This window comes from Anoxybacillus ayderensis (genome assembly GCF_000833605.1).
Taxonomy (GTDB): Bacteria; Bacillota; Bacilli; order Bacillales; family Anoxybacillaceae; genus Anoxybacillus; species Anoxybacillus ayderensis.
This window is the reverse complement of record NZ_JXTG01000012.1, coordinates 1-13,682: the sequence shown is the minus strand read 5'-3', so window position 1 is coordinate 13,682 and position 13,682 is coordinate 1. Positions and strand designations below refer to the sequence as shown.

Genomic DNA, 13,682 nt, shown 5'->3' with positions numbered 1-13,682 from the left:
CGCCTTTTTGTATAATTGTTTCGGAGGGATGGATGTGCACATTGATACAGTGATATTGCGACATTTAGAAATGGAATTAAAATCACCGTTTACAACAAGCTTTGGAACGATGAAAACGCGACCCGTTTTATTAGTGGAAGCGATCGATGAAAATGGCGAGCGAGGATGGGGGGAAGGTGTTGCTTTTTCTGCCCCTTGGTATACGGAGGAAACGTTGGAAACGACGTGGCATATGCTCGAACATTTTTTAATTCCGCTTCTTTTTCAAGAACCCGTTTATCATCCGGATGAACTGCACGCCCGATTTTCGATGATTCGCCGCAATTACATGGCCAAAGCAGCGCTTGAAGGGGCGGTATGGGATTTGTTCGCCAAACGACGTAGGATGTCATTAAGCGCGGCGCTCGGCGGTGAAAAACAAGAAGTGGAAGTTGGAATAAGCATCGGTATTCAGCCAATAACGAATTTGCTAAAACGAATGGAACAAGCGCTTGCGGAAGGATACCGGCGTGTAAAAATAAAAATTAAGCCAGGATGGGATGTGGATGTCGTTCGTGTCGTTCGTCAACATTTCCCTAATGTTCCGCTTATGGTCGATGCAAACTCCGCTTACTCGTTACACGACATCGATCGCTTACAAGCGCTCGATGACTATGAGTTGCTGATGATTGAACAGCCGCTTGCTGTAGATGACATCGTTGATCATGCGAAATTACAAGCAAAGCTAAACACACCGATTTGTTTAGATGAAAGCATATGTTCATACGAAGATGCCAAAAGAGCAATTGAATTGCAAAGTTGCCGAATCATCAATATAAAAATTGGCCGAGTAGGTGGATTAACGGAAGCGAAACGCATTCATGATTTATGCCAAAAACATCATATTCCTGTATGGTGTGGCGGAATGTTAGAAGGTGGAGTCGGACGAGCGCATAGCATCGCTCTAGCAACACTTCCGCATTTTTCTTTGCCAAGCGATACTGCTGCGTCGGCAAATTATTGGGATCGTGATTTCATTGATCCGGAAGTTACCGTTCATCATGGACGCATTTTCGTTTCGAAACAGCTCGGTATAGGCTATGAAGTGAATATGAAAGAAGTCGAAAGGCGTGTCGTTCGTTCAAAAGTATATAACCGTGTGAAAGGATGAGGATATGTTTGATCCAACGATTTTTGATAATTTAAAAACAGTTGTTGAAGGAGCCGTTTACGATTTAGATACAAATGATGAACTCATTGCGATCATTGATCGCTCAGACATCGTTGACTTAGCGAAATTTACGCGCGCGTACGCTCTCTCTTTTCAATTGCGTCATGCTCATCAATTGACGTGTACTATTTCGCTTGAAATGACGCTCCAACATATTGCAAACGAGTTGTTACACGAAGATGTCACGAACACAGGTTGCACCGTGACGGTTTCGTTTTCTTTTTCAGCTACACATGTCGATTGCCAAGCCGTAGAACAGGCGCTAAAGCGCATTTGGGGGGAACAGCGCACAGTTATCCAAACGTTAACGTATACATACCCAAAACATGAACGATATACTCATCAAGTGACGATTGATTTCGAACGTACGATTAACGAAAGCCATGTTGACGATTTATTACAGATGATTCCATATATCATTCGTTCGCTTGAACAGTTGCTTTTGTATGCTGAACAAAAATAATTGAAGGAATGTGATATTCCAAGTATGATAGAAGTGAAAATGATTATAGTTATCATACTTGGAGTGTTGCTGAATGAAAAAAGTATATTTTTGTAAAAAGAATAAATTTGCAACGAAAACGTTGTATCAATTTTTAAAACAAACGTTCAAACATGTGAAAGTGAAGCGAAAAGATTGCATCGGCAAATGCAAAATGTGCAAACATTGTCCGTTCGTTTTAATCGATGGAGAAGCTGTAAAAGCGACGACGACGGACGAATTGTATGATCGTATTTCTTATGAAATGACAAAACAATGGTGGACGTTTCGGGAAAAATAAGCAGGAATTTTTTTATTTTTGTTTAATTTCATGTGTGAAAGGGGGGAAAATGATGTGGTCAGAAGTCAAACAAGTGTTATCTCGCATGATGTCCTCACTTGCTTTTGAAACATGGATTGAAGGAACGACAGCAACGATGGAAGAACATACGGTCACTATTCATTGCACAAACCCAATGCAAAAAAGTTGGATTGAAACGTTGTATATGCCTTACATTGAACAAGCGATCGAAAAGGTTTGCGGAAAACGGGTGGTTGTCAAGTTAGAGGCACCCCATGAACTCTCTAATGAGCAATTTATGCGTATGTGGAACTACATGATTACCCTCGAAAAACAAACGTGGCATCTTGAAGCGCGCGTCACAAAAGTGGAACGGCAAATGGAAGAAATAGAAAAAGAAGTGGCGCAACTGCGCGAACGGACAGATTTTCTTGAACGACTGCTTGCGACAGATGAGAAACCTGTACAGAAAACGTATATTCATTAAAAAGAGACTTATTCTCAATGCTATTGAACAGGGTGCTTGTTATCGTATCTTAAGGCACCCTGTCGCTTTATTTAATAAGTTTTTATAAAAACGGGTTGCGCCATTCCATAAGCAAAGCGTAGTTGCACGACTGGGCATCTTCTAAATAATTAGCGACGACCTTCACTGGCGTGCGACCGCAGCGAAGTAAAAAAGTAATAACAGGGTCTGTGAGTTTTCCGTTTATAACTGCATCTACATATTGTTCGGCAGTCATTTCATTGGCATATCGATGATACCCTGGCATTCGACTCCCACCTAATAGCCGTTCAAGCTTTTGATGGACGACAACTTCGTACATCGACTGCATGAGCCATTTTCCTAACCCGAGTTTGCGATATGCTGGGCGCACACCAATGTCAACGACGTATAACGTATTGCCGTTTCGATTATGATTGCGAATATATCCGTTGTCCGTTATTTCCTCCCACGTATGATCGGCGTCGTTCGGATGGTAGTTCACAATTAAACCGGTCATCGATCCGACGACTTCCCCGTCAATTTCGACACATAACGCTCCTTCTGGAAAAAGTGTCATATGATTCATGAGCTGCTCTTTATTCCACCATAGTTCAGATGGGAAAGGGGGTGGAAAGCTTTCCTGTTGAATCCGAATTAACGCATCGATATCTTTTTCTTCATAGTTGCGAATGAGTGCAGGGATAGGACGATCATCATGAAATACGTAAAGTTGCTTTTTATACATTGTCTTCCTCCTTATGTCCAATCTACATATAAATCTGTGCGACGGTCGCGCCAAGTGGTTACCGATCCGCGCTCGCGAACGTCGTAAAGAAGCTGTAAATCAAGATCAGCTGTAATGATCATATCGTCGTTTATTTCTCCTTCGGCTAAAACACCGCGTGGTGGGAACGGAATATCGTTCGGTGTAATGATCGCTGCTTGTCCGAAGTTTGCGCGCATAAAATCAACGGTTGGCAACGACCCGACTGTCCCTGTCGTGACGACGTATACTTGATTTTCGATCGCACGAGCATGGCATGTGTAGCGTACGCGATGAAATCCGTGGCGATCATCGGTACACGATGGACAAAAAATGACGTCCGCTCCTTTTGCACGTGCCATGCGTACAATTTCAGGAAATTCAATGTCATAACATGTTAAAATCGCAATCGTTCCTTTTGTTGTTTGAAACACATGTAATGAATCGCCGCCATGCATATTCCATTCGTTCACTTCCGTTGGCGTAATATGTAATTTCGCCTGTTCAGCAATCGTTCCATCGGGATAAAATAAATGAGCGACATTATATAGTCGATCCTCTTTTTTTATGACATGTGTCCCGCCAATAATATGCATATTCGTCTGTTTCGCAAGTGTTGAAAATAATGAGCGATAGGCGTCCGTAAACGTTGGAAGCTCTTCAATCGTTATTCCATCCCCAATGGACATAAGTTGTGTTGTAATAAACTCAGGGAAGAGCACGAACTCAGCACCGAATTCTTGCGCTGTTTTTACATAATGTTCGACTTGTTTTGCAAACTGTTCAAATGATGGAATCGTATGTAAATAATATTGAACCGCACTGACGCGCATTTTCAATGAAACGCACCTTCTTTTTTGTATTTTTTCACCATTATTATAACGAACATTTTTTATTTTGTCTGAATCGAAGCATCGTTTGTGTAGAAAAAATGATCGATGTGTTACAATAGCGTTAAGGGAGGAATGAAAAATGAGCATTTACGATTTTCATGTACGTACAATTCAAGGGGAAGAGCAATCGTTAGCGCAGTATAAAGGAAAAGTATTATTAATTGTCAATACAGCAAGCAAATGTGGGTTGACGCCACAATACGAACAATTGCAACAATTGTACGACAAGTATAAAGAACGAGGCTTTGTTGTGCTCGGTTTTCCGTGCAATCAATTCGGAAATCAAGAACCGGGATCAGAGGATGACATCTCACAGTTTTGTCAACTCAATTACGGTGTGACGTTTCCGATGTTTGCGAAAGTAGACGTAAACGGTCCAAACGCTCATCCGCTCTTCATTTACTTAACGGAACAAGCGCCAGGTGTGTTAGGAACGAAAGCGGTGAAATGGAACTTTACAAAGTTTTTAGTTGATCGCAAAGGTCAAGTGATTGCGCGGTTTGCCCCAACGACAAAGCCGTTCGAGCTTGAACAACATATTGAATCGTTGCTTCATGAACCCGTCTCTGAATGAAAAAGAGACGGTTTTTTGTTGGGCGTAATCGATTTGTCTATACCGATTTTTGTATAGTGCATATGCTGAGATAGTAGAGATTGACGCCAAATAGGAGGGGTTATATGTTCATTGAACCTTGGATCGTAGATGAAACGATGCATGAGTTTTTCGTACCGGATTATATTGAACAAATGGCAGAAGATGTTTTGCGTCATTATGATTTATCTGTTCAAAGTAGGCAAGTCGTCACGACGAAACCGGATAAAGGAGGAGCCATTTGGAAGTTAGAAACGAACAAAGGGCCAAAAAGTTTAAAATTGCTTCATCGTCGTCCAACACGCAGTTTGTTTAGCCTTGGCGCTCAGCGATATTTAGTCGATGTGCAAAAAGCAAATGTCCCACCGATTGTTCAAACGAAAGAAGGAACGGATTATGTGGAGGCTGGAGGGAAGCTATGGTTTGTTGCGGAATGGATCGAGCCGTTATTTCCTGTAACGAAAGATTTAGAAGGGGCAAAACAGCTTTGTTATGCACTTGGTGAATTTCATCGTTTAAGTAAAGGATACGTTCCTCCAAAAGGAGCAGAAATCGCGTCCCGGCTGTATAAATGGCCGAAAACGTACGAAAAAACGATAAACAAAATGGACTGGTTTCGCCAATTAGCGAAGGCGTATAAAGAGATGCCTGCAAGCGCGATGTTATTGGAAGTTGTCGACCGCTTTCAGGCGCAGGCGCGCGAAAGTTTCACTAGACTACAACAATCTCCGTATGACCAATTAGTTGAACTTGGACATAGTGAATGGGGATTAGTGCATCAAGATTATGGGTGGTCGAACGGACAAATGGGTGCGAATGGCATGTGGATTATCGATTTAGATGGTGTCGCGTACGATTTGCCCATTCGAGATTTACGAAAACTGATTTCTGGTACGATGGCTGATTTATACCGTTGGGACGCTCAATGGGTGCGAGAGATGATTCGAGCGTATCATGAAGCCAATCCAATTGACGCTTCATTATATGACATATTGATGATTGATTTGTCACTTCCGAATGAATTTTACAAAAACTTAAAAGAAGTCGTATATGAGCCAGAGTTATTTTTAACGGAACAAACGATGCAACTCATTGAGATCATTGTTGCAACGGATGAAACGAAATGGCCGGTTCTTGCGGAAATTGAAAACGATTGGAAGGAGAACAGAAACAGATGAACATTTTAATGATTTGTACAGAAAAGCTACCTGTTCCTCCCGTGCTCGGTGGTGCGATTCAAACGTATATTGCTGGCATCCTCCCCCATCTTCACCGCGCACATCGTATTACGGTATTAGGTGTACAACATGAAACACTGCCAAATGAAGAAACGATCGACGGCATTCATTATGTACGCGTTCCGGGTGGGATATTTGACATATATCTCGAACACGTCGTTCAATACGTGCAAGCTCATTCGTTCGATCTTATCCACATTTTTAACCGCCCACGTCTCGTTTTACCAATTCGTCAAGTTGCTCCTCATACAAAAATTACGCTGAGCATGCATAACGATATGTTTCAACCTACGAAAATCAATCGTGAAGAAGCAGAGGAAGTCGTGAAGCAAGTATGTGCGATTGTCACTATTAGCGACTATATCGGTCAAGTCATTCGCGACCTATATCCAGAAGCAGAGGGAAAATTGAGAACGATTTACTCAGGTGTCGATTCCGATCGATTTTTACCAGGGAATCATCCGAATATGGCACCGATTCGTAAGAAACTACGTCAGGCGCATGGGATCGATCAAAAAACAGTCATTTTATTTGCTGGGCGTTTGTCGCCAAATAAAGGGGTTGACAAACTGATTCAAGCGTTGCCGGAACTTGCGAAGCGATTTAACGACTTAGCGCTCGTCATCGTCGGAAGCAAATGGTTTAGTGAAGAAGGGACGACGGACTATATTGCTTACGTTCGTTCGTTAGCTAAAAGATTACCTATTCCTGTTGTGGCGACAGGATTTGTGCCGCCAAATGAAATTCAACATTGGTTTGCCGCAGCTGATTTATTTGTTTGTACGTCGCAATGGCAAGAGCCGCTTGCTCGCGTTCATTATGAAGCGATGGCAGCCGGGCTTCCGATTGTTACAACTGCTCGTGGTGGCAATCCAGAGGTCATCGTTCCAAATGAAAATGGTGTTGTTGTCGAAAGACCAGAAGATCCGCAAGACTTTGTGGAAAAAATGGCATATGTGTTGTCCAATCGTACTCTAATGAAAAAAATGGGAGAAAACGGGCGTAAATTAGCAACATCACTTTATCGTTGGGAGCGCGTGGCATCAGACCTACTCCGTGTATGGCAACATGTCGAACAAACTGAGCTTTCGCCAATACAAGCAACTGTTTCTGTTGAAGAAATCGTTGAGCAAGTCGTTGAAAAACAGCCGACCGAGCCAGTTTTACCATCTTTACAGCCAATTGAAGAAGAAATAGTGTTAAACAAAAAAAGAAAAAAAGCATTTGTATGGGCGATTACGACATAAAACTCCCACTTATGTTTGTGGGAGTTTCGGTCTTGTTTGCATATATAAATAAAAGTCATCGTTTTGTTTTTCTGTAATGACGTCGCGTAAAATTTGAGCAAGGACTGTGCTATACACGGTTCCGTTATCTCCGTAAGCATAGACGAAATAACAGTTTGGAAAGGAATCGTACACACCAATCATCGGAAGACCATCATGCGTCCCACCGTAAAAGGCAGCTAAATAAAATTCAGGAACGACGCGAATATCGAGGAAAAGTCGATGAAATTCCTCGATCAGTCGTTCTTTTTTATGCATAAGCTTAGCGTCGCGATCATCCGCATACGCTGTATTCTCATCAAGCCCTCCGATAATAATGCGATCGTCAGCCGTTGTTCGCATATATACATACGGACGGGCTGTCTCCCAAATGAGCGTTCGTTTATACCAACTTGAAAAATCTTCAACTCGATTTGTAATAACCGCATACGAACTAACGAGTAACGCTTTTTTTTCTTGTTTCACTTCTAACGTTTCGTAGCCTGCGGCAAAAATGACTTTCCGAGCTTGAATGGAATGCCCATTTTTCGTATAACATGTTGCCATATGTTGTTCGAGTTTTTTTCCGTTGATTTCTGTTTCTTCGAAAATACGCACGCCACGTTGTTTTGCATATTCCAATAAACCAATTGTCAATTTATATGGGTTTAATTCTCCATCCCCCGTTGTATATAAAGCAGCATGTTTTGCAAATGGGTAATGGCTACGAATTTGTTGTTCATTCAACCAGACAACAGGATAGCCTTGTTTTTTTAACGCTGTATATTCTTTTTCAAGCTTTTGGACATCTTCGGCCACGCTTGCATAATACAAACTATCCCTTCTTTGAAATTCCACATCGATATGTAAGCAATTTGCTGCCCGTTCAAGTTCATCGACGGCTTGTTGACAAAGCGTTAAATGACGTGCGGCATACGTTTCGCCAAAGCTGTTAACGAGTTCAAAAAACATTTTATCACCGAGACATTGAATCAGTGCTGTATTTGTCATCGTACTTCCGTATCCTGCTTTTCGTTTATCGACCACAACAACGTCTAAATTTGTTTCACTTAAATAATAGGCGCATAACGCTCCTGAACCGCCCGCTCCGACAATCAACACGTCGCATTGTATGTCGTTCTCAAGAGGGGGATACGATGGAACATCGAGAAATGTCGTTGGCCAATATAACTTTCCTGTTTGTAAATCCATTGCGATAGCCACCTTTCTTTTTTGTTCTGGTCTTTTTTAGATTGACCTGCATATGTAAAAGTATGCGACAACAACAATGGGATTTATATATTGACATAGCAAAAAGCTTTCTTATTTTTGGAATATTTGATAAAATAGGACGAAACGACAATGGGCATGTGAGAAAGTAGGGATGGAATGTGAAAGTATTTTTGGACTTAATGTGGTTTTTTAAGCAAGAAAAAAAAGCGTATATGATCGGAATTATATTGCTTGCGATTGTATCGTTGCTTGAGCTTGTCCCACCGAAAGTGATTGGGCACGTTGTTGATGCTGTAAAAGCGGGGGAACTGACGAAAGAAAAGCTCGCTACGTGGTTAAGCTTGCTCGCAGGTGTAGCGATTTGTATGTACGGTTGTCGTTACGTTTGGCGGACGATGATTTTCGGATCAGCAGCGAAGCTTGCTCGGCTTTTGCGCGATCGGCTGTACGGTCACTTTACAACGATGTCTCCGTCATTTTACCAAAACCGCCGCATCGGTGATTTAATGGCACATGCGACAAATGATTTACAAGCGATTCAGCAAACAGCGGGTGTTGGCGTCTTAACGCTTGTCGATTCACTATGCATCGGGGGTTTTGTCATTGCGACGATGGCATTTACGATTAGCTGGAAACTGACGCTCATTTGTTTATTGCCAATGCCGCTTATGGCTTATTTAACAAGCTATTACGGGTCGTTGCTTCATCAACGTTTTCATCATGCGCAAGAGGCATTTTCTGCTTTAAACGATAAAGTGCAAGAAAGCATTGCGGGCATGAAAGTAATAAAAACGTTCGGACAAGAAAAAGAAGAAATCGAATCGTTTCGAGTACAAGCGGATGACGTCGTTCAAAAAAATATGGCGGTTGCTCGCATTGATTCATTGTTTGATCCAACGATTTCGCTCATTGTCGGCGTGTCGTTTTTTTTAGCGATTGTTTTTGGTGCTCGTTTTGTCGTTCAAGGAGAGTTGACAATTGGGCAACTCGTTTCTTTTACGATGTACTTAGGACTTCTCATTTGGCCAATGTTAGCGTTCGGATGGCTATTTAATATTGTCGAACGCGGTCGCGCTTCGTATGACCGTGTTTCCTCGTTATTGCGTGAAAAACCAGATATACAAGAAAATGAAGGATTAATTGATGAAGTACCGACAGGCGACATCACGTACGACATTCGTTCCTTTACGTATCCGAATGAAACGAAGCCAACATTACAGCATATTCAGTTTACGTTAAAAAAAGGAGAAACGTTAGGGATTGTTGGGAAAACAGGAGCCGGAAAGACAACGCTTTTAAAAGTATTATTGCGCGAGTTTGTTGGAATGGATGGGGACGTTTATTTTGGCGGACATTCCATTACACAATATCGGTTAGAACGATTGCGCGAAGCCATTGGTTATGTACCACAAGATCATTTTCTTTTTTCTGCCTCCATTCGTGACAATATTGCTTTTGCTCGACCAGATGCGAGTCAAGAAGAAATAGAGCATGTTGCCAAACTCGCTCAAGTGCACGATGATATTGTACAGTTTCCAGAAGGGTACGAAACAGTTGTTGGTGAAAGAGGTGTGTCTTTATCTGGAGGACAAAAGCAACGGCTATCGATTGCGCGTGCATTGCTCCTTGATCCGGAAGTGCTTATTTTAGACGATTCACTATCCGCTGTTGATGCTCAAACGGAAGAGCGCATTTTACGGGCGTTGAAAGAAAATCGGGCAGGCAAAACGACGATTATTGCGACGCATCGGTTAAGTGCTATTCAACACGCGCATTTAATTTTAGTGCTTGAAGATGGAAACATTGTTCAGCGAGGTACGCACGAAGAGCTTGTTTCCAAAGACGGTTGGTATCGAGATATGTACGTTCGCCAACAGCTTGAACAGTTTGTGGAACGTGGAGGTGTACAATGAGATCGAATATGAATCAACGGCAAGTGTTTATGCGGCTCATGAGCTATGCGATACCGCATCGAAAGTCACTGTTTTTTGCTTTTTTTCTTTTAGCCTTAACGACTGCGGGCGAAGTGCTCGGTCCGATTATTGTAAAAGTGTTTATTGATGACTACTTAACACATATGACATTTCCGCTTCAGGCAATGATCGGATTAGCAGCCGCTTACGTCGCGATCCACATTGGGAAAGTCGTTCTATCTTATTTTCAATTGTTAAAGTTTCAAGAAATTGCACTAAAAATTATTCAACAACTTCGTATCGATGTTTTTTCTAAAGTACAATCGTTAGGAATGCGCTATTTTGATCGGACGCCAGCGGGAAGTATCGTATCGCGAGTGACAAATGATACGGAAGCGATTAAAGAAATGTTTGTTGAAGTGCTCGTCACATTTATCCAAAGTGCTTTTTTCTTAGTCGGTGTATTCGTTGCGATGTTTTTGCTCGATGTTCGTTTAGCTACTTTTTGTTTAGTGATTTTACCGGTTATTTATATCATTATTCGTACGTATAGAAAGTATAGCTCGGTGTTTTATAGCGATTTGCGTGAGCGGTTAAGCCAGCTAAATGCAAAGTTAAATGAGTCGCTTCAAGGTATGGCGATTATCCAAGCGTTCCGCCAACAAAAGCGAATGAGAGAGCAATTTGGAGACATTAACGAAAAACATTATATAGCGGCAATGAAAAATATTAAACTTGATAGTTTATTGCTTCGTCCAGCGACAGACGTCGTTTATGTGTTTTCGCTTATTGTCGTTTTAAGTTATTTTGGCATCTCTTCTTTTCAAAGTCCGGTTGAAATCGGTGTGTTGTACGCCTTCGTCAATTATTTAGAGCGTTTTTTTGAACCGATTAACCAAATGATGATGCGTTTATCGATGTTTCAGCAAGCGCTCGTTGCTTCGTCGCGCGTGTTTCAATTGTTAGATGAACGAGAAGAAGAACCGAAACAATATGAGCGACCACTTGTTATTGAAAAAGGAACGGTGGAATTTCGCAATGTATCGTTTAGTTACGATGGAAAACGCGACGTGTTAAAAAATATTTCGTTTATCGCTCGACCTGGAGAAACAGTTGCGCTCGTCGGTCATACAGGAAGCGGAAAAAGTTCGATCATTCAACTGCTCATGCGCTTTTACGAGTTTGAACGCGGTGACATTTTGATTGATGGACATTCCATTAAAGCATATCCGAAAAGAGAATTGCGAAAAAATATCGGCCTTGTCCTTCAAGATCCGTTTTTGTTTTATGGGACGGTGCGAGATAACATTCGACTTCATCATAAACGTTTGACAGATGAAGATATAGAACAAGCTGCGGCATTTGTTCAAGCCCATTCGTTTATTGAAAAATTGCCAAAACGGTACGATCATCCCGTGACAGAGAGGGGGACGACGTTTTCGAGTGGCCAACGTCAACTCATTGCATTTGCTCGTACGATTGCAATCAATCCGAAAATATTAGTGCTTGATGAAGCAACGGCAAATATCGATACAGAAACAGAGGAAGCCATTCAACAAGCGCTCGAAAAGATGAGAAAAGGGCGAACGACGATTGCGATTGCCCATCGCTTATCAACGATTCAAGATGCCGATCAAATTCTCGTTTTGCATCAAGGTGAAATTGTTGAGCGCGGCACGCATCAACAGCTGCTCGCAAAACGAGGGTTATATTATCGGATGTACGTCTTGCAAAATGGGTTAACCGAAGATGTATGTATATAAAAGTTTTTAAAGCTTGTTTTAGTTTTGTCAAACACATTTGTCGAAACCGCCATATTAAGTGGCGGTTTCGCAATATACGATTTCCCCAAGTTTTGGTACACATAGCTGCTCGCTTGGAAAGTTGCGCCGTTCCCATTCGGCATATAGGCGATCTAGCGCTTCTTTTGGTGTATCGTCAGCGAGTGGAAATGTACCGTAATGCATCGGAATAAATGTTTTTGCACGGCAATCGACAAATGCTTGTACAGCTTCTTCTGGTGTCACATGTTGAGGCCCCATAAACCATTCTGGTTCATATGCCCCAATAGGCAGCAACGCATAATCGATATGGAAACGCTCCCCGATCGCGCGAAATCCGCGAAAATATCCACTATCTCCAGCAAAATAAAACGTTGGTTTTTCTTTTCCTTCAATGACCCATCCGCCCCAATGGGATGTATTCGTATCAAATAGTGTCCGCTTTGACCAGTGTTGTGCAGGAACGAACGTAAACGAAACATTTTGTTCAACAACGGTGTCCCACCAACAGCATTCCACGACACGTTCAAACCCTCTTTTTAGAAAGGAAGAACGTAACCCGCTTGGAACGAGGATGAGAGGATTTCCTTTTAGCTGTTTTATGCTTGAGAAATGTAAATGGTCATAGTGGCTATGAGAAATTAATATGACATCAGCGGGAGGTACATCATGAATCGGAATGGACGGATCAGTTAGTCTGCGAATCGTTCCTAATCGTTTTGCCCAAACCGGATCTGTAACAATGGTTAAGCCATTTATTTGAATAATAAATGTCGCATGTCCTATCCATGTGAGCAACGTTTGGTTTTTATTTGTATGTAGCAAAAAAGAATCAATATGTTCACGAGGCAAAGTGTATGACCAGTCTTTCTTTTTTTGTCTTCTTTCCGCATACCAACGCCGTAAATCAGCAAATGTTTTTGTTGTGCATACCCCATCTAAATTTTCATATCGTTTTCCCATTTTCTTCTCCTCCAATATGGGTGTTTCATTTGAGCATTCAGTATATATAAGTATACACCATGATTTCTTTAATTTTTTTGTTCGTATGAAAATGTTTCTCTTGACAATGAGAAAATGAAGCAAGTCATCCGCAAAACATCCGCATCTTGTCGTAGTGAAGTTTAAAATATATCAGAGCCAAAGAAAAAATTGTTAAATATGTGTTGAACGAGGGGGAAGAAACTGGGCATAACATATGTTCAGTTCTATTTTTTATTGTTCACATCACTAGCATTGCAGTAATTAAATCTGATGATTCAAAATACTAAGAATGTTCAATTTTTTATTGATTTCGAAACAAAAAAATCCTTTACAATGGAAGTACAGGTGGTTCCTGTCCAAATCCAATCGTAAAGGATAACTGTTATGGACAAGAATACACTAATTTCATCATTTGGTAAATGGGTTTCACCCATAAATATTCAAAAACTTAGCGAACAAGTCAAAGAATTGAAACAGGACTATTACACAAAAAAGCTGACAACAGAAGCCTATATTAAATTTTTATTGGTAGCCCAACTGC

14 protein-coding genes are annotated in these 13,682 nt (G+C 41.5%); 10 read left to right on the top strand and 4 right to left on the bottom strand.

The genetic code is table 11. The features are described 5' to 3' along the window. Nucleotides 1-28 precede the first annotated feature (28 nt). From menC to JV16_RS10425, 4 genes are all read left to right on the top strand, one after another. Complete coding sequence (gene menC, locus JV16_RS10440) at nucleotides 29-1,150, top strand: o-succinylbenzoate synthase (protein WP_042535719.1); 1,122 nt, start codon at nucleotides 29-31, stop codon at nucleotides 1,148-1,150. A 4-nt stretch (nucleotides 1,151-1,154) separates the two neighbouring features. After that, on the top strand, nucleotides 1,155-1,673 hold the full coding sequence (locus JV16_RS10435) for a hypothetical protein (protein ID WP_042535717.1): 519 nt from the start codon (nucleotides 1,155-1,157) through the stop codon (nucleotides 1,671-1,673). 73 nt (nucleotides 1,674-1,746) lie between these two features. Next, entirely contained in the window at nucleotides 1,747-1,992 is a 246-nt protein-coding gene (locus JV16_RS10430) for a YuzB family protein (RefSeq protein WP_021094126.1), read from the top strand. A 49-nt stretch (nucleotides 1,993-2,041) separates the two neighbouring features. Further along, nucleotides 2,042-2,479, top strand: coding sequence for a DnaA N-terminal domain-containing protein (locus JV16_RS10425; protein WP_244463826.1), 438 nt, complete (start codon nucleotides 2,042-2,044; stop codon nucleotides 2,477-2,479). An 82-nt stretch (nucleotides 2,480-2,561) separates the two neighbouring features. On the opposite strand, the gene JV16_RS10420 is transcribed toward JV16_RS10425, so the two are convergent. Then, nucleotides 2,562-3,224, bottom strand: coding sequence for a GNAT family N-acetyltransferase (locus JV16_RS10420; protein WP_021094124.1), 663 nt, complete (start codon nucleotides 3,222-3,224; stop codon nucleotides 2,562-2,564). An 11-nt stretch (nucleotides 3,225-3,235) separates the two neighbouring features. Continuing rightward, complete coding sequence (locus JV16_RS10415; protein WP_042535713.1) at nucleotides 3,236-4,081, bottom strand: carbon-nitrogen hydrolase family protein; 846 nt, start codon at nucleotides 4,079-4,081, stop codon at nucleotides 3,236-3,238. Nucleotides 4,082-4,214: 133 nt separating this feature from the next. Between JV16_RS10415 and JV16_RS10410 the strand changes: the two genes are divergently transcribed. From JV16_RS10410 to JV16_RS10400, 3 genes are all read left to right on the top strand, one after another. Beyond that, complete coding sequence (locus JV16_RS10410; protein ID WP_021094122.1) at nucleotides 4,215-4,709, top strand: glutathione peroxidase; 495 nt, start codon at nucleotides 4,215-4,217, stop codon at nucleotides 4,707-4,709. Nucleotides 4,710-4,813: 104 nt separating this feature from the next. Next, on the top strand, nucleotides 4,814-5,905 hold the full coding sequence (locus tag JV16_RS10405) for a CotS family spore coat protein (protein ID WP_021094121.1): 1,092 nt from the start codon (nucleotides 4,814-4,816) through the stop codon (nucleotides 5,903-5,905). Continuing rightward, nucleotides 5,902-7,212 carry a glycosyltransferase family 4 protein gene (locus JV16_RS10400; RefSeq protein WP_021094120.1) on the top strand — a complete coding sequence of 437 codons (1,311 nt, stop codon included), beginning with the start codon at nucleotides 5,902-5,904 and terminating at the stop codon, nucleotides 7,210-7,212. Before JV16_RS10405 ends, JV16_RS10400 begins: the two co-directional genes overlap by 4 nt. Before the next feature lie 9 nt (nucleotides 7,213-7,221). Here JV16_RS10400 and JV16_RS10395 read toward each other — a convergent pair whose 3' ends face one another. Then, on the bottom strand, nucleotides 7,222-8,442 hold the full coding sequence (locus JV16_RS10395; protein ID WP_042535710.1) for an NAD(P)/FAD-dependent oxidoreductase: 1,221 nt from the start codon (nucleotides 8,440-8,442) through the stop codon (nucleotides 7,222-7,224). Between the two features lie 179 nt (nucleotides 8,443-8,621). Between JV16_RS10395 and JV16_RS10390 the strand changes: the two genes are divergently transcribed. Beyond that, nucleotides 8,622-10,376: an ABC transporter transmembrane domain-containing protein gene (locus JV16_RS10390; RefSeq protein ID WP_042535709.1), complete on the top strand. Its 1,755-nt coding sequence runs from the start codon at nucleotides 8,622-8,624 to the stop codon at nucleotides 10,374-10,376. Further along, nucleotides 10,373-12,139: an ABC transporter ATP-binding protein gene (locus JV16_RS10385; protein ID WP_042535707.1), complete on the top strand. Its 1,767-nt coding sequence runs from the start codon at nucleotides 10,373-10,375 to the stop codon at nucleotides 12,137-12,139. Before JV16_RS10390 ends, JV16_RS10385 begins: the two co-directional genes overlap by 4 nt. A gap of 54 nt (nucleotides 12,140-12,193) precedes the next feature. Here the strand turns inward: JV16_RS10385 and JV16_RS10380 are convergent, their stop codons facing one another. Beyond that, nucleotides 12,194-13,120 (bottom strand): MBL fold metallo-hydrolase, encoded by a 927-nt coding sequence (locus JV16_RS10380; protein ID WP_042535705.1) that lies wholly within the window; start codon nucleotides 13,118-13,120, stop codon nucleotides 12,194-12,196. Nucleotides 13,121-13,525: 405 nt separating this feature from the next. Between JV16_RS10380 and JV16_RS10375 the strand changes: the two genes are divergently transcribed. Next, nucleotides 13,526-13,682 (top strand): DUF4372 domain-containing protein (locus JV16_RS10375; RefSeq protein WP_042535703.1); only part of this gene is annotated, 157 nt, incomplete at its 3' end.